This window comes from Candidatus Delongbacteria bacterium, from assembly GCA_020634015.1.
GTDB lineage: Bacteria > CAIWAD01 > CAIWAD01 > CAIWAD01 > CAIWAD01 > JACKCN01.
This window is the reverse complement of record JACKCN010000007.1, coordinates 130,208-155,812: the sequence shown is the minus strand read 5'-3', so window position 1 is coordinate 155,812 and position 25,605 is coordinate 130,208. Positions and strand designations below refer to the sequence as shown.

General features: G+C 66.8%; 16 protein-coding genes and 1 pseudogene. All 17 read left to right on the top strand.

Going from position 1 to position 25,605, the window contains the following annotated elements:
• Window positions 1-150: 150 nt before the first annotated feature.
• The 17 genes and pseudogenes from uvrB to H6678_13420 all read left to right on the top strand — a co-directional run bounded on the left by uvrB (window position 151) and on the right by H6678_13420 (window position 25,565).
• On the top strand, window positions 151-2,274 hold the full coding sequence (uvrB, locus tag H6678_13500) for an excinuclease ABC subunit UvrB (GenBank protein ID MCB9474809.1): 2,124 nt from the start codon (window positions 151-153) through the stop codon (window positions 2,272-2,274).
• Between the two features lie 94 nt (window positions 2,275-2,368).
• The gene (locus H6678_13495) at window positions 2,369-3,046 is read left to right on the top strand and encodes a hypothetical protein (protein ID MCB9474808.1); all 678 of its coding nucleotides are present in this window, start codon (window positions 2,369-2,371) and stop codon (window positions 3,044-3,046) included.
• Between the two features lie 112 nt (window positions 3,047-3,158).
• Window positions 3,159-4,445 (top strand): phosphoribosylamine--glycine ligase, encoded by a 1,287-nt coding sequence (gene purD, locus H6678_13490; protein ID MCB9474807.1) that lies wholly within the window; start codon window positions 3,159-3,161, stop codon window positions 4,443-4,445.
• Window positions 4,442-5,377 carry an NAD-dependent epimerase/dehydratase family protein gene (locus H6678_13485; protein ID MCB9474806.1) on the top strand — a complete coding sequence of 312 codons (936 nt, stop codon included), beginning with the start codon at window positions 4,442-4,444 and terminating at the stop codon, window positions 5,375-5,377. Before purD ends, H6678_13485 begins: the two co-directional genes overlap by 4 nt.
• Window positions 5,374-6,471: a sigma-54-dependent Fis family transcriptional regulator gene (locus tag H6678_13480; protein ID MCB9474805.1), complete on the top strand. Its 1,098-nt coding sequence runs from the start codon at window positions 5,374-5,376 to the stop codon at window positions 6,469-6,471. Before H6678_13485 ends, H6678_13480 begins: the two co-directional genes overlap by 4 nt.
• A gap of 50 nt (window positions 6,472-6,521) precedes the next feature.
• The gene (locus H6678_13475) at window positions 6,522-7,019 is read left to right on the top strand and encodes a hypothetical protein (protein ID MCB9474804.1); all 498 of its coding nucleotides are present in this window, start codon (window positions 6,522-6,524) and stop codon (window positions 7,017-7,019) included.
• Window positions 7,019-7,465, top strand: a complete 447-nt coding sequence (locus H6678_13470) for a hypothetical protein (protein MCB9474803.1) — start codon at window positions 7,019-7,021, stop codon at window positions 7,463-7,465. Before H6678_13475 ends, H6678_13470 begins: the two co-directional genes overlap by 1 nt.
• Window positions 7,456-8,394 (top strand): tetratricopeptide repeat protein, encoded by a 939-nt coding sequence (locus H6678_13465; protein MCB9474802.1) that lies wholly within the window; start codon window positions 7,456-7,458, stop codon window positions 8,392-8,394. Before H6678_13470 ends, H6678_13465 begins: the two co-directional genes overlap by 10 nt.
• The gene (locus tag H6678_13460; GenBank protein ID MCB9474801.1) at window positions 8,375-12,646 is read left to right on the top strand and encodes a S8 family serine peptidase; all 4,272 of its coding nucleotides are present in this window, start codon (window positions 8,375-8,377) and stop codon (window positions 12,644-12,646) included. Before H6678_13465 ends, H6678_13460 begins: the two co-directional genes overlap by 20 nt.
• An 86-nt stretch (window positions 12,647-12,732) precedes the next feature.
• A complete protein-coding gene (locus tag H6678_13455; GenBank protein MCB9474800.1) occupies window positions 12,733-13,356 on the top strand; it encodes a dephospho-CoA kinase in 624 nt (207 codons plus the stop codon).
• Complete coding sequence (locus H6678_13450; protein MCB9474799.1) at window positions 13,353-16,487, top strand: PD40 domain-containing protein; 3,135 nt, start codon at window positions 13,353-13,355, stop codon at window positions 16,485-16,487. The genes H6678_13455 and H6678_13450 overlap by 4 nt, the downstream gene beginning before the upstream one ends.
• 98 nt (window positions 16,488-16,585) lie before the next feature.
• Window positions 16,586-19,543, top strand: coding sequence for an insulinase family protein (locus H6678_13445; GenBank protein ID MCB9474798.1), 2,958 nt, complete (start codon window positions 16,586-16,588; stop codon window positions 19,541-19,543).
• The gene (locus H6678_13440; protein ID MCB9474797.1) at window positions 19,540-20,373 is read left to right on the top strand and encodes a hypothetical protein; all 834 of its coding nucleotides are present in this window, start codon (window positions 19,540-19,542) and stop codon (window positions 20,371-20,373) included. Before H6678_13445 ends, H6678_13440 begins: the two co-directional genes overlap by 4 nt.
• Window positions 20,374-20,493: 120 nt before the next feature.
• Window positions 20,494-22,487, top strand: a pseudogene (locus H6678_13435) (acetyl-CoA carboxylase biotin carboxylase subunit).
• Complete coding sequence (locus H6678_13430; protein MCB9474796.1) at window positions 22,484-23,242, top strand: hypothetical protein; 759 nt, start codon at window positions 22,484-22,486, stop codon at window positions 23,240-23,242. The pseudogene H6678_13435 and the gene H6678_13430 overlap by 4 nt, the downstream one beginning before the upstream one ends.
• Entirely contained in the window at window positions 23,242-24,165 is a 924-nt protein-coding gene (locus H6678_13425) for a UbiA family prenyltransferase (protein ID MCB9474795.1), read from the top strand. Before H6678_13430 ends, H6678_13425 begins: the two co-directional genes overlap by 1 nt.
• Window positions 24,165-25,565 (top strand): cysteine--tRNA ligase, encoded by a 1,401-nt coding sequence (locus tag H6678_13420; protein MCB9474794.1) that lies wholly within the window; start codon window positions 24,165-24,167, stop codon window positions 25,563-25,565. Before H6678_13425 ends, H6678_13420 begins: the two co-directional genes overlap by 1 nt.
• Window positions 25,566-25,605: the final 40 nt, after the last annotated feature.

The following is a 25,605-nucleotide window of genomic DNA, read 5'->3' as shown; positions in this document are numbered from 1 at the left end:
CGCTCCGCCCCTGCCGCAAAGGGCTGAATTTGCGGAAATTCCGGCCGAACGGTACCTTCAGCGCTTCAATCCAGGGCTCCGTGCCAAGGAAACGCCCGCGTGCGTGATCCGGCACCCCGACCCTGCAGGGCAGGACTCCGGTGGAGGCGAATGAGCGGTCAGTTCAAGCTGGAGACGGAGTTCGTCCCCCAGGGGGATCAGGGCGAGGCCATCGAGACACTGGTGAAGGGCTTCCAGGCCGGCGAAGACGCTCAGGTCCTGCTGGGAGTCACCGGCAGTGGCAAGACCTTCACCATGTCCCATGTGATCCAGCGGCTGGGGCGACCGACCCTGGTGCTGTCACACAACAAGACTCTGGCTGCCCAGCTTTACGGCGAACTGAAGGCATTTTTCCCTTCCAACGCCGTCGAATTCTTCATCAGCTATTACGACTACTACCAGCCGGAAGCCTATGTCCCGGGCAGCGACACCTTCATCGAGAAGGACGCATCGATCAATTCGGAGATCGACCGCCTGAGGCTGAAAGCCACCAGCTCGCTGCTGGAGCGCCGGGACGTGATCATCGTGGGCAGCGTCAGTTCGATCTACGGACTGGGGCGCCCCCAGGACTACAAGGCCCGGATGGCGGTGGCCGAAGTGGGCCAGCCCTTCGACCGCGAGGATTTTCTGCGCAAGCTGGTGGACATCCACTACGTGCGCGCGGGGTCCCAGCTGGAACGGGGCACCTTCAGGGTGCGCGGGGACGTGATCGAGGTCCAGCCCGCCTACGAGGAGACGGCGATCCGCATCGACACCTTCGGCGACGAGGTGGAGTCGATCCGCGAGATCCACCCCCTCAGCGGGGACACGCTGGCGGAAAAGGATGCCAGCCTGATCTACCCGGCCAAGCACTTCGTGACCACCCAGCCGGGCATCGAACGCGCCGTGCTCACGATCGAGGCCGAACTGGAAGAGCAGGTCAAGGCCCTCGAGGAGGCCCACAAGCCCCTGGAAGCCCTGCGCCTGCGTCAGCGCACACGCTTCGACCTGGAAATGCTGCAGGAGATCGGGTACTGCAGCGGCATCGAGAACTACAGCCGGCACATGGACGCACGCGAAGCGGGCACACGTCCCTACTGCCTGCTGGACTATTTCCCCGAGGACATGCTGGTGGTGATCGACGAGAGTCACGCCACCATCCCGCAGGTGCGGGCGATGTTCAACGGGGACCGCAACCGCAAGCAGACGCTCGTGGATCACGGCTTCCGCCTGCCCAGCGCGCTGGACAACCGACCGTTGCGCTTCGAGGAGTTCGTGGAACTCTGCCCCCAGACCCTGTTCCTCTCGGCCACTCCGGGCGACTACGAGCTGGAGCGCTGCGGAGGACAGGTGGTGGAGCAGGTGCTGCGGCCCACCGGGCTGCTGGACCCCGAGATCACGGTTCGGCCCAGCAAGGGACAGATCGAGGACCTGGTCGAGGAAGCCCGTGCCTGCATCGCGCGTGACGAGCGCGTGCTGGTGACCACGCTGACCAAGCGGATGGCGGAGGACCTGAGCACCTATCTGGCGAGGCTGGGGATTCGCGTGCGCTATCTGCACAGCGACATCGAGAGCCTCAAGCGCGTGGAATTGCTGCGGGCCCTGCGTCTGGGCGAGTTTGACGTGCTGGTGGGCATCAACCTGCTGCGCGAGGGTCTGGACCTGCCCGAGGTCGGGCTGGTGGCCGTGCTGGATGCGGACAAGGAAGGTTTCCTGCGCAGCGCCCGCAGCCTGTTCCAGATCGTGGGACGTGCCGCGCGCAACGTCCACGGCCGCGTGCTGTTCTACGGCGACCGGATCTCGGACGCCATGGCCCGGGTGCTGGAGGTGACCGAGACACGCCGGGCGATGCAGGCGGAGTACAACACGCGCCACGGCATCGTGCCACGCACGGTGCGCAAGTCCTCACACGAAGTGCTGGCCTCGACCACCGTGCTGGATGAGGCCCGTCGGCTGGAAGCCTGGAACCGCAGCGCCGAACGCGCGGCCCAGGTGGCCGAGGGGATGGCGCCCTGGGAGAAGGCCGTCGAGGATACCGATGTGCTGCGCTCGCTGATGGAGAGCGCCGCCGCCGCCCTGGACTTCGAACGGGCGGCCGAATTGAGAGATCGTCTGCTGGAACTGGAAGGGACGGAGGGCGAAAAGGCCTTTCGCCCCCAGAACGAAAGCCGCGAACAGAGCAAGAGCCGCAACCGGCGTCAGGCCGGGGAAGCGGTGCGCAAACTGAAACGGATGAAGCCCCCCGGGGGGCGTTGAGTCGGGAGTGGCCGGGGACGGATGTCGCACGGCCACACGGGATTCACGACCGTCCGCACAGCGTGTACGGTCGATCCAAACAAGGAGATCATCCATGAGCACCGCCACGGAAGCGGCCGCCAAAGGCTGGTGGACCTGGGCGCTCAGCAACGGCACTCCCGAGCACCCGGACACGGCAGAGATGAAGAAGTTGCTGGCCCGGTTCGACAAGGGTGTGGCCTCCCAGCTCGAGAAGGTGGCTTTCACGGAAAAGCCCTCCGTGCTGGCCAAGGAACTTGAGCCATTCCTGGTCCTCAAGGATCACTGGCGCGTCTGCCTGCTCGAGCTGATCATCGCCGAGCGCAAGGGCATGTACGAACGGGCACGCGAAGCCTACTTCCGGCCCTTCAAGGTCGACGACTCGACGCGCACGCGGCGCGACAGCAAGTCGATGAAACACACGACCACGACCTATGTGCAGCTGCTGATCAAGCGTACCGCCACGGCCGAAGCCCTGCGCATTCTTGATTTCATGGAACGGCGCTACACGCTGGAACCCCATATCTACGCCTTCGAGCGGGCCCAGGTCTTCGATCGCCTCGAAGAGTATGACAAGGCCTTTCCCTGGCTGGCGATGGCCCTGCTGGGCAGTCGCACCATCAAGAAGCGCTTCGAGGAAGGCTACGGCATCTTCCGCAAGGACCAGCTCTTCAAGACCCTGCACGAGCAACCGGAATTCGAGGAAGTGCTGAAGAGCCCGCGAAAGTTCCTCGAGCCACCCAAGCAGGACTGAGCGCCCATCGGGCCCGCTGGCCGGCACACTCCTGGGAGTCGGTCGGGTCTGCCGGACCCTCTGCCCAGACGGGAGAGACTTCGTGATCGACTCGATGCCCGCCCCACACAGCCTGACCTGCCTGCTGATCGGGTCGGGTGGCCGCGAGGCGGCCATGGCCTGGAAACTGCAGCAGAGCCCGCTGCTGGCCAGACTCTTCATCCTGCCCGGCAACCCGGGCATGGGACCTTGGGGCGAACGCATCCAGGGTCCCGGTGCCGCCGAACCGGAGCAACTGGCCGCCTGGTGTCACAACTCGGGCGTCGATCTGGTGCTGATCGGTCCCGAGCAACCTCTCGTGGAGGGTCTGGCCGACGAGTTGCGGACCCGGGGTCTGCACGTGTTCGGCCCCTCGCGCGCCGCCGCCCGCCTCGAAGGCAGCAAGGCCTGGGCCAAGGCCTTCATGGCCCGCCATGACATTCCCACCGCCGAGCATGAACGCTTCACCGATCCCGAGACCGCCTGCGCCTGGTTGGAGAACGCGCCCTGGCCTGTGGTGATCAAGGCCGATGGCCTGGCCGCCGGCAAGGGCGTGGTGCTGCCCGGCAGCCTGAACGACGCCCGTGAGACGGTACGTGGCATGCTCAGCGGCGCCAGCTTCGGCAACGCGGGGCGCGAGGTGGTCATCGAACGCCGCCTCGAGGGCCCCGAGCTGAGTTTCTTCGCACTCTGCGACGGCACACGCGCTCACATTCTGGCCCCCGCCCAGGACCACAAGCGAGTGGGCGAGAACGACACGGGCCCCAATACGGGCGGCATGGGTGCCTTCGCCCCTTCGCCGCTGGCCACTCCGGCCCTGCGCTCCCGGATCGTGGAAACCATTCTCAAACCCACCCTGAGTGGCATGGCCGCCGAAGGCTGTCCCTTCCAGGGCCTGCTCTTCATCGGCCTGATGCTCTGCGAGGATGGGCCCCGGGTGATCGAATACAACTGCCGCTTTGGCGACCCGGAGACCCAGGTCGTGCTGCCCCTGCTGGAAGAAGACCTGCTGGCCCTGGCCTGGCGGGTGGGCAGCGGCCAGGGCCTGGCCGACTGGCATTGCCCCGACTCATGGCCGGGCAGCGCGGTCTGCGTGGTCGCGGCCAGCGAGGGCTATCCTGGCCCCAGCCCCACCGGGCTGCCGATCCATGGCTTGGCCGGTCTGGACCCGGTGCAGGTGTTCTGCGCGGGGGTGGCCCTCGATCCCGACGGCCGCCTGGTGACCGCGGGTGGGCGGGTCTATTCGCTGATGGCCCGTGCCCCCAGCCTGGGCCAGGCCCGCACGCAGGTCTACACGGCCCTGGCCGGCACGGGTTTCGCCGGCATGCAGCATCGACGCGACATCGCCGCAAGCGCGGCCAGTGAGGAACACACGTCATGAAGATTCTCGTGACCGGGGGAGCCGGCTTCATCGGATCCCATCTCTGCGACGGGCTGCTGGCCGATGGTCATCAGGTACACATCGTCGACAATCTGAGCACGGGGCAGGAGGAGTTCATCGCCCGCACCGCCGTGTTCCATCGTGCCGACATCGGTGACCCGGAACTGGCCGGGCTGTTCCAGCGTGAACGCTTTGACGTGATGTACCACCTGGCGGCCCAGATCGATGTGCGCGCCAGCGTGGCCGACCCGGTGGCCGACGCCCGCACCAACGTGCTGGGCTCGCTCAACCTGCTGCAGCAGTGCGTGGCCAGCGGAGTCGGGCGCGTGGTCTTCGCCTCCACGGGCGGAGCGATCTACGGCGACACCGAGCACCGTCCCACTCCCGAGGACGCCGACTGCCGCCCGGTGAGTCCCTACGGCATCACCAAGCTCAGCCTCGAGAAGTACCTGCACTTCTACCGGGTACAGCACGGGCTGGCCCATACCGTGCTGCGTTTCGGCAATGTCTACGGCCCACGCCAGAATCCCCACGGCGAAGCGGGCGTGGTGGCCATCTTCTGCAAGCGCCTGCTGGCCGGCGAGCCGGCCGTGATCAATGGCGACGGTTTGCAGAGCCGCGACTATGTGCACGTTTCCGATGTGGCCCGCGCCTGTCGGTTGGCGCTGGCCGTGGATCGCGAGGAACTGACCTGCAACGTGGGCACCGGGGTCGAGCGCGACGTGGTGGCCCTGTTCCGCATCCTGCGTGACGAGCTGGCGCCGGACACTCCTGAACGCTTCGGTCCGGCGGCCCCGGGCGAGCAGCGCACCAGCTGCCTCGACATCCGTCACACGCGCGCCGTGCTGGGTTGGCAGCCCGAAGTCAGCTTCGAGGACGGACTGCGCGCCACGGCCCGCTGGTTCCGCGAACGTCAGGGAGGCCGGGGGTGATATCCCTGCTGCGCAAAGTGGGCATCGCCGGCAGCGGTCCGGCCATGCAGCAGGTGGCCAGCGTGATCGCCCAGGTGGCGGCCACGGATCTGAGTGTGCTGGTCACGGGCGAGTCGGGCACGGGCAAGGAATTGGTGGCCCGCGCGATCCACGAGAACAGCCGTCGCGCCGAGGGGCCACTGATCACGGTGAACTGCGGCGCGATTCCCGAAGGCATTTTCGAGTCCGAAGTCTTCGGACACGAGAAGGGCGCGTTCACGGGGGCCGATCGTCAGCGCAAGGGCATGTTCGAGCTGGCCAATGGCGGCACGATCTTTCTGGACGAGATCGGCGAGATGCCGCTCTTCAGTCAGGTCAAGATCCTGCGGGTGCTGGAAACCGGCGAGTTCATGCGGGTGGGCGGACAGGTTCCGCTCAACGTCAACGTGCGCGTGGTGGCGGCCACCAACCGCGACCTGGCCACCGAAGTCCAGCAGGGCAGTTTCCGCCAGGATCTCTACTTCCGGCTCAAGGCGATCAACATCGTGCTGCCTCCGCTGCGTGACCGGCCCGAAGACATTCCGGACATCGTGCGCCATGTGATCACCCATTTCTGCCAGAGCAACAGGATGGCCGAACCGCAGCTGCGCCCCGAGGCTCTCGAACGGCTTCAGGGCCACTACTGGCAAGGCAATGTGCGTGAACTGAAGAACTTCGTCGAATCCCTGCTGATCTTCTCGGGGGGCGGAGCCATCGACGCCCGTCTGGTCGACGAGCGCCTGGCCCAGGACGGCTCCAGCGCGCTGCTGCCCGTGTTGCGTCCCATGGAGAGCCAGTCCGAGGGCTCGGCCATGACGCCCGAGTTGCTGCGCCAGATGTTCTATTTCATCCAGCACGAACTGGCCGAGATCAAGACCCTGCTGAGCGAGCAGCAGGAAGCACAACGTCTGTCGCGCCAGGAGCTGGATCTGACCCAGATGACCGTCGAGGAACTGGAACGCGACCACATCCGCGAAGTGCTGGCCGACCATGGTGGCAATCGCAATCTGGCGGCCCGCTCACTGGGCATCTCCGAGCGCACGCTCTACCGCAAGATCCGGCGCTACGGACTCTGACCGCCGCCCGCACTCACGCGGGATCCGGCCCCAACGGACGAATCGACCCCATGCGAGACCTGCGCCCAGCCACCCTTCGAACCTTCCTGCTTGTCGGCCTGGTCCTGCTGGCGGGCTGTGCCTATTCGCTCAAGGGCACCCTGCCGCCCCACCTCAAGACCATCGCGATTCCGCTGGTCGAAAACAGGACCGCCGAGTCGGGGATCGCCGAAACCCTGACCGACCTGCTCACCGACCGTTTTCTGGCCGATGGGCTGCTCAGCGTGAGCGCGCTGGACGGCGCCAATTCCAGGCTGGATTCGCGCTTGCTGGCGGTAACGGAAAAGGTGGAGCAGTTCACCGACCAGGATCAGGTGACCGGGATCCGGGTGACCCTGAAAGTGGAAGTGGCTTTTGTCGATCTGGTGGAAGACAAGGAACTGTGGAAGACCACGTTCAATGAGTGGGGCACCTACGATCCCGCCAGCGAAACCCGTGACCAGGCAATCGGGCGTGCGGTGGAGAAGCTGGTGCTCTCGATCAACCAGAAGATGCTGGCGGATTGGTGATGGGCGAGACCTTGACTTTTCTGCCCGACCTGAAACTGGTGCACGTGCGCGTGGATCAGGACCTGAACCTGGGCGTTCTGCGGCGGCTGGCGTTCCAGGCGCACCTCACGGTGCGCCAGCTGATGAGCGTGGACAGTCGGTTGATCTCCCTGGTGGATCTGGGCGCGGCCCGGGTCATTCCGGAGGATGATCTGGTCGAACAGGCCGTGACCCTGCAGGATCGTCTGGGCGAGCACTACCCATTCTACCGCCGCGCGATCGTGGCGCAGGACCCGGCCCTGCTGGCCATCTGCCGCCGTTTCGTCGAGCTCTCGCGCGACCGTGCGGTGACGAGCCAGGTCTTCAACGCACTGCCGTCGGCACTGGAATGGCTTGAGCTGGACCCGGAACTCGCCCATTCGGCGCCCTTCAACGGTCAGCCCAGGGAGGACTCCCCATGCACCTGAAAGCCCAGATCCGCTCCTTGCGGCGCTCGCTTGGCCGTCGTCCCTGGGTCTTCGCCCGTCTGGCGGAACTGGAGGCCATGGAAGGCCGGAGCCGCCAGGCCCTGCGCCTGTTGCGCCAGGGCATCAAGCGTTATCCGGCCTATTCCAGCGGCCATCAGGTGCTGGGCGAACTGCTGCTGTCGATGGGCCAGGTGGACGACGCGCGGCGCGAACTGCTGCTGGCCAGCTCCTGTTGTGTCTCGGGTCATGCTTCCTTCGAGTTGCTGGTGGAGTGCATGGCCAGTGCCAGCCGTGATACGGTCAACGGCCTGCTGGAAGAAGCCTGGAGCCGCGACCGGCTCAATCCGCGCCTGCGGGACCGGATGCGCAGCGCGGGCCTGATTCACGAGCCGGAATTCCGTGAGATCCTCGCACCCACCGAAGGCGAACGGCGCGCGCGTGACGAAGAGATCGCCACACTGATCCGGCGCCTGATCGATGTGCACGAAAGCCCCGAAGCTCCGCAGCCGGCCCCGGGCAAGGCTCTTCCCGGGGATACGCGCGAACCGTCACCCACACGCCCCCCGTCCCCCGGAAAGGACCCGGACCCGCAGGACCCGCGGCGGACGGTGGACGTCGAGGGCGGCCCCGTCGAAGGCGGCCCGGTCGAGGACATCGCCCCACCCGAGGCTCCCCCGGTTCCCCAACCGCCGGCGGTTCCCGCCGCACCGGACCATGGCGAACTGTTCGTCACACGCACGGCCCAGGGCACGCCCCAACCGATCCGCAGCCGCGCCCTGGCGCGGGTCTACGAGGAACAGGGTTACCTGGAACTGGCTCTGGGAGTGGTGTGCGACCTGCTGGAACCCGGCAATGTCGAAGGCGATCACGAGTCGCTCGTGCAATGGCGGCAAAGCCTGGAAGCACGGCTTGCCGAGCGCAATTCCTGAGCGCGGGCCGGCCCCTGCCCGGCACACCGGACACGCCCTTGCCGGGCGGACCCGGGCCGTACTCCTCCCGCTGCTGATGGTGCTGCTCACCGGGCCCACCCACGCCAACGGTCTGCTGGTGCGCTTCCGCGAAGACCCTGCCGCCGCGGGATCACGCAGTGCGTCCCAACTGGCCGGCCTTCCGGCGGGTCTGCTGACCGCGGATACCCCGCTGCATCGCTCTTCCCACGAGGCATCCCTGGGCTGGCATCTGCTGGAAAGCGGTCGCCCCGATCAACTGGAGCTGGCGCTGCGTGCGCTGGACTCGGTGGAGCGAATCTGGCCCAACCGCCGGCTTGCGCTCTGCCAGGACCCCGTGACCCCGGACGATTCCCTGCGCAGTGAGCAATGGGCCCTGGACTGGCTGGGGGCCGAGAGCGCCTGGCGGATCACGGAGGGGGATCCGGGCCTCATCGTGGCCGTGATCGACACGGGCGTGGACCCCTGGCATCCCGATCTGCGCGAGCAGTGGGCGATCAATGCGGGGGAAGACCTGGACGGGGACGGCGTGATCCAGCCCGATGGGCAGGGCGGCTGGCGCCTGGATCCGGACGATCTGGACGGGCTGGACACCGACGGCAACGGCTTCGTGGACGACCTGCTGGGCTGGGACTTCACCGACTCCCCGGAATTTCCCGCGCCCGGGGATCACCGCGAACAGGACAACCAGCCCTGGGACGAGCACGGCCACGGCACGGCCGTGTCGGGCATCATCGGTGCCGCACGCCAGAATGGATTGGGCATCGCCGGGCTGGCCCCCGGCTGCCGCATGCTGCCCCTGCGCGCGGCCAATTCGCTGGGTTGGCTGGAAGAAGATGACGTGGCCGCCGCGATTCTCTACGCCATCGACCGCGGGGCGCGTGTGCTGAACTTGAGTTTCGGTGACACGGCCGCCAGTCCGCTGCTCGAGGATCTGCTGGAGTACGCCCGTTCGCGGGGCGTGGTGGCTGTGGCTTCCAGCGGCAACACGGGAGATGCCAGTCCCCACTGGCCCAGCGGTTTTCCGAGCACCATCGCAGTGGGATCGGCCCTCCTGCTGCAGGGACCACCGCGCCTGGTGCGCGCGGGATCCTCCAGTTACGGCCCCGGACTGGATCTGCTGGCGCCCGGGGTGAACATTCTCACCACCGCTCTGGGCGGAGGCTGGCAGAGCTTTTCGGGCACCAGCGCCTCGGCGCCCTGGGTGAGCGCGGCCTGTGCCCTGTTGCTCAGCCTGGAGCCCGACCTGAGCCCGGCCGGGGTCAAGGATCGCCTGCTGCTGAGCGCGCGGGACATCGGCGCCGAGGGCTGGGACGAGGAAAGCGCGGCGGGGGTACTTGATCCGCCGGTCCTGCTGTCCCTCGGGGGAGCGCCCCGGGTCGCGATTCTCTCTCCGGCCAATGGCACCCAGCTGCCCTCCGCGAGTCTGCTGGAGCAGGGCATCGTGCTCAGCGCCTGGGGCTCGCTCTTTTCCCATGCCGAGCTCCGCTTGGGCGACAGCTGGGCCAGCGGACTGAGTCTGGCCGCAAGCGATACTCCCTGGGTGGCTGACACGCTGCATTCCGCGATCCTCGCCCAGCTGGACCCGCAGAGCAGCCACTCCCTCTGGCTGGAGCTGGAAAGCCTGAACGGCAACCGGGTGCTGGCGCACAGCCGTTTCGCACTGGATGACACGGCGCCGGTGATTCTGGAACAGAGCTGGCGCAGCGTGCGCCAGGCCGGGCAACAACCCTTTCTGCTGGAACTGGCGTGCGACGAGCGCGCCAGCCTGACCGCGGAACTGGAACCCGGCGGCATCCGGCGCACGCGTTTTCTGGCCGGAGAGCACCGGCTGCTGCTGGATGGCCCGGCGGGCGGAACGGCCCGGATCACGCTGGAACTGGTCAACGAGGCGGGGCTTGTCACACGCACGGAGCCTGTTTCCCTGACCTGGCCCACGGAAGACCCACCGGCCGTGCGTGCGGATGAGTCCTTTGACCTTCCCGCGGGTGTCTGGCTGGGCCAAGCCGGGGACTGGGACGGCGACGGCACTCCCGAAACCCTGCTGGCCCCCTGGAGCCAGAACCGGCTGGTGCCCGATGTCTGCCGCGTGTATGCGATATCCCCGGACGGTACCGTGACTCCCGATGCCAGAGACTTCGGCCACCTGCTGCCCAAGGGGGTGGGCGACAGCGACGGCGACGGCAACAGCGAATTCCTGCTGGGCATCTCGGGCCGCGCCCAACTCTGGGAAGCACGCCAGGGCGGACTTCCCGACAGCCTCGTGTGGCAGGACGGGCAGCACTGGGCGGGGGGCCTGATCCAGATTCCCGCGCTCTCGCCGCGGGATCTGTTGCTGCTGCAGACTGCGGACGACCTGCGCCGCAACTCACTCTGGAGCTGCGTCGAGGATCCTGCCGGTGACCGCGCACCGACTCCCCACTGGCTGCTGGATCTGCCCAGCCCCTGGGAAGGCCAGCCCAGCGCCCAGGGCCCGCCCGGTGGCTGCCTTGCCGACACGGACGGGGACGGCCAGAGCGAGCTGTTTCTGGCCGACCGTTCCGGACATCTCTTCAGCCATGCCTTCACCGGCGGCACCAGCAGGCTGGACTCGCAGCTGGACTTTCCGGGCTGGACGGGCCCCGGCGCCTGGCTGTGTGCGGTGCCCCAGGGTGCGGCTCAGGGTGTGGCGCTGCTGCTGCACAGCCCGGCGCCCAGCCAGGAGAGCGAAGCGGGCGGCCAGGTCTGGCGCCTGCTGTTGCTGGGGCGACCCGAGCCCGCCGGGGACCTGCTGCCCCTGGACTCCCTCGACTTTGTGGGAGTGGCCGACGGCGAAGGTTTCGCCAATGCACTGGCCCTCTGGCATCCTGAGAATGGAGAGGCCGAACTGGCGCTGCTGCTGACACCGCTGGCTTACAGCGTGTCCTTGTCTGAGGGGGGCAGGCGTCTGGGCGCCCTCCGTCAACTGGGTGCGGGCGTCAATGGCGCAAGCCTGCTGGTGCTGGACCGGGACGGCGATGGCCAGGAGGAACTGCTGTTGCCCGCCGACGGCGCGGCCAGTGCCGGCAGTCGCCTCTGGCGCGCGGACGAACCCGACGATCCACGCCCGCCGCTCTGGGACAGCCGCAGCCGTCCGCTGGCCCGTGACCGGATCCTGCTGGCCTGGAGCCATTCCGGGGTTGTGCCCGACTCGGTTCTGGTGCTGGCGGGCGAGCCGGCGAACACGGTGCTGGCGCGCCTCGCGGGCGAAGGGCTTGAGTGGCAGGACAGCAGCCTGGTGGCGGGCGAGCGCCGCAGTTACCGGTTGCGCAGCCTGCGGGCCGGCCAGAGCAGCGCCCTCTCGCCCAGTCTGGAACTGCAGGGCGCCAATCCCCCCGAGCTGGAGCAGTGGGAACACAGCGGCGACACCGGGCTGACCTTGCGTTTCAGCGCCGCCCTGCGGCGGGCTGGGCTGGAATCGGCGATTCAGCTGCGCGATCCGGCGGGCCAACCCAGGCGGCCCGCGAGCATGCTGCTGAGTGGCCAGGGGCGCCTGCTGCGCCTGGAGCTGCCCGCAGTGAGCCAGCCTGAAGACTGGACCCTCGAGCTGCAAGGCCTCGTGGGCACCAGCGGAGCCTGGATGGACAGTCTGGTACTGGGTCTAGCGCGCGAGCCGCAGGCTCTGCCCGCCCCCGTGATCCAGCGGGCGGAGGTGCTGCCCGGCAATCGCGTGCGCCTGGAGTTCAGCCGGGCGATGGATTCCCAGGGTCTGGCGCTTGCCGAATCGTATCGATTCGAGCCACTTCGGGAACAGATTGCCGCTCCCGCCGTCGAATCGGAACGCGCGGTCGTGCTGAGCCTCGATCCCTCGCGTCCGCTGCGGGCAGGCAGCCCACGCCTGCTGCTGATCAGTCAGGGGCTGCGGGCCGCGGACGGGACGCCACTGGTGGGGGACGGCGCCCGGGTGCTGATTCAGGCCGCCGTGGAGGGGCTGGCGGAGTTCCGCGTCTATCCCAATCCCTGGCGCGTATCCGGACCCGGTGCGGAGGGCGGCAGCGGTCTGGTCTTCGCGGGGCTGCCCCGGGGGTCGACGATTCGCCTGCACGCCATGGATGGACAACTGCTGGAAACCCTTGAGGAACACGAGGGTTCGGGCGCCGTGCGCTGGCTGGGGCAGGATCATCAAGGCAACGCCCTGCCATCCGGAGTCTATCTCTACAGTGTGGTGGCCCCCGATGGCAGTCGTGTGCAGGGGCGATTGGCCCTGATTCGCTGAGCCCCGTGGGAAACCGCCCCGGGCCGCAGGCTTTGACTATCTTGGGCCGGCCATTCGCGTTGACTGTTCGACAAGGGCGGAGATCCATGTACCTGATCGGGCTGACGGGGGGCATCGCGGCGGGAAAGACCCTTGTGGCCAACTGGTTCCGCCACCAACGGATTCCCGTGGTGGATGCCGACGCCGTGGCCCGCGAGGTGCTGGAAAGCGATGCCGCACTGCTGGCCCGGGTGCGCGAGCGTTTCGGGCCCGGCGTCTTCGCCGAGGATGGCAGCCTGCTGCGCCGGGAACTGGGGCGTCTGGTCTTCGGGGACGCGGGGGCGCTGCAGGAGCTGAACGAGATGGTCTATCCCGAACTGGCCCGCAGCCTTGACTCGCGCCTGGAAGCGCTGGAAGACCAGCCGCTGGTGGTGCTGGATGCGGCCCTGATCTTCGAATGGGGCATCGAGGAGTCCTGCGACGAGATCTGGGTGGTGCTGGCCCCCGATGAGCAGCGCATCGACCGCCTGCTGCGCACCCGGGGGTTTTCCCCCGAGGAAGCACACGAGCGCATCGCCAGCCAGATTCCCCAGGAAGACAAGGCGTGGCGCGCCCATCGGGTGATCGAGAATGCCGCGGGCGTGGCCGAGCTGGCCAGCCGCCTGCGTGAAGAAGTGGCCCCCCTGTTCACGGGGCTGGGCCTGAGCCTGAGAGAGGATTCCACTCCATGAGATTCGCGTGTGCCCTGCTGGCCCTGCTTCTGCCCCTGCTGGCCTCGGCCTTCGGGCAGAACAAGGTGCAGTACGATCACAAGGTGTGGCGCTTCATCGAGAGCCAGTGGTTCGATGTGTACTACTACCAGGGTGGCTACGACCAGGCCGTGTTCACCGCCCAGGTGGCCGACAGCGCCTACCAGCAGCTCAGCCGTGATTTCGACTGGGAACTGCCCGACAACGAGCGCATCGTGATCATCACCTACCAGAGCCACAACGACTTTGCCAACACGAATGTCTCCAGCGGACTGGTGGAGGAGAGTGTGGGCGGGTTCACCGAGTTCTTCAAGAACCGGGTGGTGATTCCCTTCCAGGGCAGCTGGGAAGACTACCGCCATGTGATCCACCACGAGCTGACCCATGCGATCTCGCTGAGCATGATCTACGGCGACTCGATCCTGCGCGGGGCGATCCGCTTTCCGCTGCCGCTCTGGTTCGCCGAGGGCCTTTCCGAATGGACCAGCCGCGGCGGCTGGGATCGCGAAGCCAACATGTTCATGGCCGATGCCAGCATCTCGGGCTACCTGGGCGACATTCCCCAGCTCTACGGTTTCCTGTCCTACAAGGGCGGACAGAGCGTGTTCAACTACATCGAGTATGAATTCGGCAAGCCCAAGGTGGCCGAGATCATGCACCGTGTGAAGTCGATGCACAATGTGGAACGGGCCTTCGAGAGCAGCCTGGGCTACGGGGTGGAAGAACTCTCGGTCAAGTGGAAGGCCTATCTCAACCGGATCTACTGGCCCACGATCAAGGACCGCCAGATCGCCTGGGATCTGGCCGACCGGATCACGGATCACCGGGAACTGCGCAATTTCGTCAACAACAGTCCCGCGATCAGCCCCAGCGGCGACCGGATGATCTGGCTCTCCGACCGCACCGGCTACTTCGATCTGTACTCCAGTTCGATCACCGAGCCGGAAAAGGCACACCGGATCCTGCACGGCCAGCAGTCGGGCAAGTTCGAGAGCCTGCACTGGCTGCGCCCGGGCATCAGCTGGAGCCCCGATGAAAACCGCATCGCGATCGCCTCGAAGGCCGGCGACCAGGACGCGCTGTTCATTCTCGATCCCGAGTCGGGCAAGGTACTGGCCGAGTACAAGTTCGATCTGGAAGGCCTGTTCTCGCCCAGCTGGAGTCCGGCCGGCGACCGCATCGCCTTCGTGGCCCTGCAGAAGGGGCATTCCGACATCTGGATCCTGGACCTGGACAGTGGCGACATCGAGAAGGTCACCGAGGATCGTTACAGCGATTTCGACCCCAGTTTCAGCCCCGACGGCAAGCGTCTGGTCTTCGTGAGCGACCGCAACGACGACCTGAGCACCGACCGCTTCTTCGACATGAGCGCCGAGGATTACGGCCAGATGGACGTCTACGAGGCCGTGCTGGACGAGAACCGCCTGCGGCGCGTGACCCACAGCCCCTTCAAGGAGCGCACACCCGTGTACACCTGGCAGGACGAGATCCTCTTCGTCTCCGACGCCGGTGGTGCCTTCAACCTGTACTCGGTGCCCGCCGACCAGCAGGCCGTGCCTCTGCGGCGCACCAACATGCTGACCGGCATCTTCCAGCCCAGCGTGTCGCGCACGGGCAAGCTGCTCTTCAGCAGTTTCGAGCAGGGTGGCTACGACATCTTCCTGCTCAAGGACATCAACCGCCTGCCCTATCTGGACGAGATGCCCGACGACGACGAGGCCCTGCTGCCCTTCAACCGTCTGGACCAGACACCCGCCGTGGCCGGGGAAACACGCGAGCCCCTGCGCGAGGACGTGGCCGACGCCCTGATCGGGCGCGAGGGCGAGTGGAAACACTTTGACTTCACCACCCTGGACACCTTCGAGGAGCGCCAGAAGGAAACGCGCGAAGACAAGGACAAGGCCGACGAAGAGGTCGCACCCGTCCCACGCCAGGACGAGGCGGGCAACTACGTGCCCCGTGATTACCGCATTCGCTTCAGCCCCGACCTGGCCGAGGCCGACGCCTACTACGACAACCTCTACGGTTTCCAGGGCGCGGGCGAGATCGTCTTCAGCGACCTGCTGGGCAACCACCGGTTGAATCTCTACCTCAACGTCTACGACCGGATCGAGCTCTCCAACTTCCACCTGCACTACATCTATCAGGCGCGGCGCACGGATGTGGGCGGGGGTGTGTTCCGCTATGTGCGCTATCTGGATTCGGAAGTCCACGACCGCTTCTATCAGGACAACCAGTTCGGCGCCTTCGCCAGTGCCAGTTATCCCTTCAACCAGTTCATGCGCCTGGGGCAGACGGTCACCTGGACCACGATCACGCGTGACAGTCTCAATCGGGCGGAGGTGGACCCCTATGGCTATGGAGTGGAGACCTTTCATGACTACCTGAAGGGCAACTTCCTCACCAGCACCACCTCGCTGGTCTTCGACAATTCACTCTGGGGCAGCACCGGACCGGCCAACGGCAGCCGCGCCGCCCTGTCCTACACGCGCAGTTATGCCGTGGATACCCGGGCCGCGGTGGGCAACGACTTCCACAGCCTGGAACTGGACATGCGCAAGTACTTCAGGCTGAGCCCCGACCTGGGCATCGCGGCCCGGGCCAGCATGGGCGCCAGTTATGGCAGCCAGCGCCAGGTCTTCTTCCTGGGAGGGGCGCCGGGCTGGATCAATTCCAAGTACTACAAGGCATACAGCGACACCACCGAGAACACCCTGCGCAGCGACATCACCGAACTGTATTACAGCAGTTTCATCCAGCCCCTGCGCGGTACGGCGATCTATCAGGGCGAGGGCGACCGCTACGCCCTGGCCAACCTGGAATTCCGTTTTCCGATCATCCACTACCTGGTCACCGGCTGGCCCTTCAACATGGCCCTGTTCAATCTGCGGGGTGTGCTCTTCACCGACGTGGGCACGGCCTGGTATCAGGACAAGGGGTACGACGCCGCGGACTCCGATGGCCATCTGCGGGATCTGATGCTCGGCTACGGCTGGGGCACGCGCCTCAACGTAGGCTTCGCGCTGCTCAAATTCGATTGGGCCTGGTCGAGCACCCTCGACGGCAACCCACTGGGGCCGCAACTCTACCTGACTTTGGGGGCGGACTTCTAGTCATGCGCCGTCCGACTTCGACCTGTTGACATTTTTCTGCCCGTGAAGTCCCGCACACGCTGAGTGCGCGACCGGCGGGCACCAACTCTGGATGTGCCGTGACCCAGTTTCCCGACTTCATCTCCCCCGTTCCCGGAACACGTACCCATGGTTACCGCCTGATCAAGCAGGAGCTGCTAGAGAGCCTGGACCTGCGGGCCTGGCAGTTGGTGCACGAGCGCACCGGTGCCCGGCACCTGCATCTGCAGTCGAGCCAGGGTGAAAAAACCTTCGTGATGGGCTTTCGCACCCTGCCCGAAGACCATTCCGGGGTGGCCCACATTCTCGAACACAGCGTGCTCGAGGGCTCGAAGGCCTACCCGGTGCACCTGTTTCGCCATCTGAGCGGCCGCTCCCTGTACACCTATCTCAACGCTATGACGTCCTCGGATCACACGTTCTATCCCTTCGCCTCCACGGACGACACCGACTACCGCAACCTGATGTCCTGTTACCTGGACGCCTGTTTCCATCCACTGCTCAAGGACGAAACTTTCCTTCAGGAAGGGTGGCGACTGGAGAACGAGAATCCCGAGGACGCGTCCACGCCGCTGCAGTTCAAGGGCGTGGTCTTCAACGAGATGAAGGCCGCGCTGGCCAACCCGGATGGCTGGTTCCATCGCGTGATGAGACGCGAGCTCTTTCCCGAAGGTGTCTACTCGGTGGAGTCGGGAGGCATTCCGGCCCATTTCCCCGAGCTGGACGTGCACGGTCTGCGAGAGTTCCACGAGCGCCACTACCATCCTTCGAACAGCTGGTGCATCACATTCGGTGATCAGGACCCGGCCGACCTGCTGGCCGCACTGGATCGGGTCTTCGCCGACTTCGAGTCCCGCGATCCGGTGCCCTTCGACTGGCACCAGACGCCATGGTCCGCACCACGGCGCGTGACACGGACCCTGCCGGTGGCCGAAGGCAGTGCCGCCGCCGAGCAGCGCATGGCCGCGGTGGGCTGGCGCCTGCCGGACACGGCGGACAGCGTCCGGACCCTCGAGCTGGGCTTCCTGTTCGAGGTGATCGCGGGCAATCTGAGCGCCCCGCTGAACAAGCGCCTGCTGGAATGTGGTCTGGGCAGTGGTCTGGCCCCCGCGGGATTCAATTCCTGGGGCGCCCAGAGCTGGTTCGGCGCCGGACTGAAAGGCATCGACCCGGAGCGCGTGGGCGAGATGGAAGACGTGATCGACGCGGAGCTGCGCCGACTGGAGCGGGAGGGCATCGAGAGCGACGCGATCGAGGCGGTCCTGGACCGCTGGGAGTTCGAGCTGCGCAATACCGACAGTGGGCGCTCGCCCTGGGGCCTGAGTCTGTCCTTTGATGTGCTGGCGGCCTGGATGAACGGTTCCGATCCCTTTGAGCTGCTGCATTCCGACGAGCAGCTCGAGCAGATCCGTCTGGCCACCCGTGACCCGCGCTTCCTGCCCACACTGATCAGGACTCACCTGCTGGAGAATCCCGAGCGCCTGAGCCTGGTGATGCTGCCCGAAGCCGGTGGCAGCGAGCGCGAACAGCGCGAGGAAGACGAGGAGCTGGCCCGCCGCGCCGCGAGCCTTGATGACGCCGGCCGCGCCGCGATTCTCGAGGACGCCCGCCGGGTCAAGGCCTACCGCGACGATCCCCAGGATCTTTCCTGTCTGCCCGATCTGGACCCCGCGCTGATTTCGCGGGAGGCGCGTCGCCTGCCCGTGGCACACGGTACTCTGAAGGGCGCGGCCAGCGTGTTGCGTTTTGCTCAGCCCACCAACGGCATCGTGCATCTGAGGCTGGCCCTTTCCGTGGACGCCCTGGGCGCTGGACTGGCCGACGAGGACCTGTTGTCCCTGCTGCCGCGCTTCTCGCTGGCCGGCCGGGGCATCGAGGCCACCGCACGGCGGATCCAGTCGGTCACCGGCGGCATCGGTCTGGGCGGATTTCACGGCATGGCCAGTGACGGCCAGCGGGACGTGCACCGCATGCTGCTCAGCTCGCGCTGCCTCGAGCGGCGCCTGCCCGAGTGCATCGAATTGCTCGAGCAGGTGCTCTTCGAACCCGATCTGGATGCGCCGGAACGCCTGCGCGAGCTGTGCGGTCTGGTACGCAGCAACCTGCGTGGCGGTGTGGTTTCCAGTGCGACGTCCTATGTCAATGCCGAAGCTCTGGCGCTGGTCTCACCCATGGGCAGGCTGCACTCGCTCGTGGACGGCATCGAGGGCGTCCAGCGCGTGCACGCCCTGGATCCGGAAGGCCGGGAGCTCGGCGAGGCGCTGCGCGCACAACTGGAGCGCGTGTTCACCACCGAATCACCCGTGCTGGCCCTCGCGGGCAGTGCCCAGGGCATGGACAGGGCGCAGGAGCTGTTCCGTCCCTTGCTGGATCGCATCGCGGCCCGCGCCACCAGGCCGGCGGCGAGCGCGGAACTGGCTGTCGTGGCCGACATGCCCGCGGAGCTGAAAGCCTGGATCACGGATGTCAACGGGGCCTTCGTGGCCGAGGGCATGCCCGCTCCCGCCTACACCGACCCCGACGCGCCGCTGCTTTTCCTGCTGACCAAACTGATGGTCAAGCCTCTGTATACCCGCATTCGTGCCGAAGGCGGCGCTTACGGGGCGGCCGCCAGTTATCTGGCCAACTACCGGTCGCTGGTGCTGCTTTCCTGGCGCGATCCCCGGATTGCCGGTACCCTGGACGACTATCGCCGGACACGCGAGGAACTGGTGGCCGGCAGCTGGAGTGCCGCCGAACTCAAGGAAGCACGCATCGCCGCGCTGCGCCAGCTGGATTCGCCCGTGCGACCCGGCATGGCGGCCGGCACCGGGCTCTCGATGTTCCTGCTGGGCCAGAGCGACACCTCGCGTGATGCCTTCCGTGCGCGCCTGCTCGATTGCGGTGACGCCGACCTGAAGGCCTGTGCCACGCGCTGGCTTCGCCCGGGCGAAGCCGGAGCCCGTGTCGTGCTGACCACCGCCAGCCAGCTTGCCAGCGAGGCGCGCGGACTGAGCGTGGACTCGGCCGAAGTCTTTCCCGACGCGAGCCGACCATGAGCATGGAATTCCGGGTAAGCGGCATCCGGGCCGACGAACTGCGGCTCTGGAGCTCGGCCGTGCAGGCCCAGGGCTTGCGTGAGCGGCGCGCACACGAGAACCGGATCCGGCGCCTCTGGAAGAGTGGCGAGAGCCGCCCCGAGTGGTGCCTGCTGGCTCGCGAAGGCATGGTCCCGCTGGGCTCGATGTTGCTGCTGCGCGAGGATCGCGGCGTACAGGGTCTGCTGGTCGATGAACTCAATCTGCCCTGGCAGGGCGCCTGGCGTGGTCTGGCGAAGCGCCTGTTGGCCGCGGCCATCGATACCGCCCGGGCGGCCGGGGCCCGTCAGCTGGTCTGGCACCTGCCTTCCCGGATCACTCCGGACCCCGAGCCCGCGGCCCTCGAGCGGGGATTCGTGGCCGAAAGTCCGCGCACGCGATTCCGTCTGGATCTCGCCTCGGCGGGAAGTCCCGGCGAGGAAGTCCGCTCGGGCTGGATCGAAGGACTGGACGCCCTGGTGCTCGAGTTGCCCGAGGGACAGAGGGAAAGCTGGCGCGATGCGGGCGATTCGCTGCTCTCCACCGGTGGTTCCCAGCCCGTACTGGCCGCGCTCAACGACGGGGATGGAGGCGCCGAGATCCTGGCCGGGGAGAATCCCGAGCTGGACCCGCAGCGCGCGATCCAGTTCCCCTCACTAGTACATGCCCTCTACCGGCGGGGCTGCCGCCGGCTCGAGCTGGAATGCACGGGAGCGCAGGCCCCCGACTGGTTCGGTCAGACCGTGCCGAATGGCCCCCCTGCAGAGCCGAAGGTGGTCGAGGAGCTGCGCCGGCTGGTCTGCCGTCTTTGACCCTGCCGTCAGATTCCATTTCAGCCAGCGAGCCTCTATCTTGGCCCGTTGCTCGCGCGCTGCCGCCCGATGGCAGGCAGGCGCGAGAGTCGCTTGTGACACACCCCAATCGGAATGACCATGTTCAGGAAACTTCTGATCGCCAATCGCGGTGAGATCGTCTTGCGAGTCATCCGCACGGCCCGGGAACTGGGTATCGCCACCGTGGCCGTGCACTCGGAGATCGACCGCAACCTGCCCCACGTCCAGGCTGCCGACGAAGCGGTCTGCCTGGGCCCCGCCCCCAGCCGCGAGAGCTATCTGCGCGGCGACCGGATTCTGGAGCACGCCCTGCGCCTGGGGGTGGACGCGATCCATCCCGGTTACGGCTTCCTCTCCGAGAACGCCGACTTCGCGCGGGCCTGCGGCGAGGCGGGCATCAGGTTCGTGGGACCCACGCCCGCCGTGATCGAGGCGATGGGCTCCAAGACGCGCGCCCGCAGCACCATGATCGCCGCGGGAGTTCCGGTGGTTCCAGGAACCGAGGCGGCCCTCGACAAGCCGGAGACCACACTGAAGATCGCGCGCGAGATCGGCTTTCCCGTGATGATCAAGGCGGCCGCCGGCGGAGGGGGCAAGGGCATGCGGCTGGTGGAGCGCGAGCAGGATCTGCTTGCCGCGGTCAATGCCGCCACGCGCGAGGCGCTGGCCGCCTTCGGCAACGGCGAGGTCTACATCGAAAAGTTCGTGCGCGACCCGCATCACATCGAGGTGCAGATCCTGGCCGACTCCCATGGGCGTGTGCTGCATCTGGGTGAGCGTGAGTGCAGCGTGCAGCGCCGCCACCAGAAGGTGGTGGAGGAGAGCCCCAGCCCCTTCGTGCTGCCGGCCACCCGTCAGGCGATCTGCGAGACGGCCGTGCAGGCCGCGCGCGCCGTGGGCTACCAGAATGCGGGCACCATCGAGTTTCTGATGGATGGCGAGCAGAATTTCTGGTTCCTTGAAATGAACACGCGGCTTCAGGTGGAACACGCGGTCACCGAAATGGTCACGGGCATCGATCTGGTCGAACAGCAGTTGAGGGTGGCCGCCGGCCTGCCCCTCGCGATCGACCAGGCCGACATCCAGGCCCGCGGACACGCCATCGAATGCCGGGTCTGCACCGAGGACCCGCGCGCGGGCTTTCTGCCCGCCACCGGCACGGTAAGCGCCCTCAGGCTGCCCGAAGGCCCCGGAGTACGCATGGATTCGGGCTTGCGGGCGGGCATGGAGATCACGGTGCATTACGACCCGATGGTGGCCAAGCTGATCTGCTGGCACCAGACCCGCGAGGGGGCCGTGGCACGCAGCCTGCGGGCGCTGGCCGAGTTTCGCTTGTCGGGCCTGCCTCACAATCTGGACTTTCTGGCCTGGGTGCTGCGTCAACCCGATTTCGTGCGCGGAGTGTACGACACCGGCCTGCTGGGACGCGCCCAGTATTCAGGCGATGATCCCGACGATTCGCTGAATCTGCTGGCGGCGTCGCTCTGGCGCATCCTCAGGGAATCGGAGGGCAAGGCCGACACGGGGGCGTCCTCCGCGGAGGACTGCACCTGCGAGGGCGATTCCCGGTGGGCCTGGAAATACAGGGGGGCACGATGAAGGGCTACCGCATCCAGGCTGGCGACACGCAGCTGGAATTGGGCTGGCATGGCCGCGGTGACGCGGGCCGCCTGGATTCGCCGCTGGGCTCCTTCGAGGTCCAGGGCCATTTCGCCGACGGGGAGCTGACCCTGCGCCTGGGCGACCGGATCTACCGGGTGGAAAAACTCGACGCCACACTCTGGCGCGTCAATGGCCGGGAGTTTTCCATGACCGTGTTCAGCGAGCTGGAACACCGCTTCGCCGAGCTGGGCCTGGGGCTCAGCGACCGGGTCAGCGGCCGGGTCGAGGTGCCCATGCCCGGCAAGGTGATCGCGCTGGAAGTGGCCCCCGGCGACCGGGTCGAGAAAGGCCAGGGTCTGGTGGTGGTGGAGGCCATGAAGATGGAGAACGAAATCAAGGCTCCTTGCGCGGGCGTCGTCACACGGATCGCGGTGGAGGCCGGTGCCCAGCTGGAAAAAGGGGCGCTGCTGCTGGAGATCGACCCCGCGTGACACAGACACCCACCACCGCCCGGTCGCTGCTGCCGGCCTGTCCCTGGTTGCTGGTCCGCGTCTGGTCCCTGCCCGCCGGAGGGGTGCGCGTGGTGGCCGGAGGGTGCGAATCGGGCGAGGACTGGCGTCAGATTCTGGAAGGCCCCGACCTGGGCCCGCTGCTGGGCACGGTCCAGGAAGCCCATGATCCCCAGCGCACACGGCTCTGGTTGAGCGTGGACGAAGCGGCTCAGCTGGAGCGCGCGCTGCCCGGTCTGGGCTGCCACAACCTGGTGACTCCCGGCAAGCGCCGGCTGCCCGGCATGGACCGGGCCGAACCCGTGCGCAGTGGCGCCGTGATCCAGGGCACCCTCGGTGTGAACCGTCTGCTGGGTGCGGATCGCTGGCTCAAGTTGCAGACGGCCAACACCACCGAACAGGAGCGCCGCCTCCGGCGCGATCTTGACGCCTTCGCCGATGCGGCCGATTATCTTTGGCACCATGGGCGTCTGCGACTGGCTCGCCCCGCGGGGTTGCTGGAGCTGGAGCCGGGCTGGTACCGGCCCGACCCCGATCCCCTGATGGCGGCCTTCAGCCTGGCCGCCGAACAGAATCAGACGGTGTGCGTGCAGTTGAGCCCGGCCCGCATCGACCCGGACCTGCGCCACAGTGAAGTGGCCCGTATTTCGGGGCTCGAGGCACGGGTGGCGCACAGCGATCTGGGTGAGTATCCGCTGGATGCCGTCTTCGGACTGGATCGGGGGCCGGAATCCTGATGCGCCTGGCGGATCTTTTTTTCCTCAGCCGCCCCACCCTGTTCTTCGTCAACTGGATCATCCTGATTCTGGGATTCCATTGCCCGGGCAATGCCCCGGCGGATTCCTTGAACCTTTGGCTGTTGATGCTGGAGTACGCCTGCATCTCGGGTGCGGCGGTCATCGTGAACCAGCTCCACGATCTGGAGAGCGACCGCGCCAACGGCAAGCTGCTGATTCTGGACCAGGGGCTGGTCAGCGTGCGGGCCGCGTGGACACTGGCGCTGGGCCTGCTGCTCAGCGGCATTGGAGTGTCGCTCTGGCTGGGCTGGCTCAACAGCCTGCTGACCGTGGGCTTCTTCGTGCTCTCGGGCCTTGTGTACAACCTGCCGCCGCTGGCCACCAAGAACCGGCCCTGGGCGGGCATGGTCACGCTGGCACCGGCCACCAGCGCGCTGTATCTTCAGGCGGCCCTTCTGGGAGGGCTGGAGAATCCCGGCTCAGGAGTGCTGCATTCCCTGCCGATCCTGCTGGCCTGCCTGGGTGTGGGCCTGCTGACCACCTTGCCCGACAGGGAAGGCGACCGCCAGAATGGCAAGCGCACCTTTCCGGTGTGTTACGGCGAAGCCCGCACCTGGCAACTGGCGGCCTTGTTTCTGCTGGCGTCCTGCGCCACGGGTCTGGCGCTCGGGCAATGGGTGGTGGCGCTGCCCGCCCTGGGCGCCCTGGGTCTGACCGCCTGGGGAGCGCGGCAGCCCGATTCCAGCGAGGCGGGGCCGGTCAGTCGCTGGTCGATCCTGCTGCAGGCCCTGGCGCTTGTGCCGGGCTGGCCCTGGTTCGGCGCCCTGATGCTGGGCTTCTGGTGTGCCGCACGCGTTTACTACCGCCGCCGCTTCGGGCTGGTCTATCCACGCCTGGGCCGCGATCATGGGGAGAGTGCCTGATGGCGATTCGTTTCTACAACAGCATGGGTCGGGAAAAGCAGGACTTCGTGCCACTCATTCCGGGCAAGGTCAGCCTGTACACCTGCGGACCCACCGTGCACAACTACGCCCACATCGGCAACTTCCGCACCTTCCTCTTCGAGGACCTGCTGCGCCGTTTTCTCCGCTTTCGCGGGCTGGAGGTGACCCAGGTGATGAACATCACCGATGTGGACGACAAGACGATTCGCCGCAGTCAGGAGGAAGGCCAGAGTCTCGGTGAGTACACCGGGATCTACCTGAAAGCTTTCATGGAGGATCTGGACACCCTGCGCATCGAACGCGCCGAGCACTACCCGGCCGCCACGGATCACACACCCGAGATGGTGGAGATGATCAAGCAGCTGCGCGAGCGCGGCCACACCTACGAGCACAAGGGCTCGATCTATTTCCGGCTCTCCAGCTATCCCGAGTACGGGCGACTGAGCAATGTGGCCCCCGACCAGATGGTGTCCAGCGGGCGTGTGGACAACGACGAGTACGAGAAGGACGATGTACGCGACTTCGTGCTCTGGAAGGCCTGGGTACCCGAGGACGGCGACGTGTTCTGGGAAACCGAGCTGGGCAAGGGCCGCCCGGGCTGGCATCTGGAATGCTCGGCCATGAGCATCAAGTACCTGGGTGAGCACTTCGACATCCATACCGGCGGAGTGGACAACCGCTTCCCGCATCACGAGAACGAAATCGCCCAGAGCGTGTGCGCCACGGGGCATCCCTTCGTGAATTACTGGATGCACTCGGAATTCCTGCTGGTCGAAAACGCCAAGATGTCCAAGAGCAAGGGCAACTTCTTCACCCTGCGTGACCTGGTCGGGCAGGGCTTCGACCCGGTGGCGATCCGTTTCACCATTCTGCGTGTACACTACCGCCAGCAGATGAACCTGAGCACCGAGGGCCTGGAACAGGGGGCGGCCGCCGTGCGCCGGATCCGCGAGTTCGCCCGGCGCCTCGCGGCCGGGCTGGACGGCAGTGGAGCCGCGGAGGAGACTGCCCGCCTGGTCGAAACCTGCCGCCGGGATTTCACCGAGGCGATGGACGACGACCTCAACACATCCGGCGCGCTGGGGCACTTCTTCACGTTTCTGCGCGAGGCGAACGCCCTGGCCGACGCGGGCAAGCTGTCGGCCGAGGACGGAGTCCGCATGCTCGGGTGGGTGCAGGAGGTGGACAGCCTCTTCGCGATCCTGGCCGAGGAGCGTGACACGGACCTCGAATCGCAGGTGGAAGCCCTGGTCCAGGCCCGCAGCCAGGCCAAGGCCGACAAGGATTGGGCCCGGGCCGATTCGTTGCGCCAGCAGATTTCCGAGCTGGGCTACACGGTCAAGGACACGCCCCAGGGGCCAGTCTGGAGCCGCGACTGAGCGGATCGGGAGCGGAGGAAGGCATGCAAAAAGCCCGTTC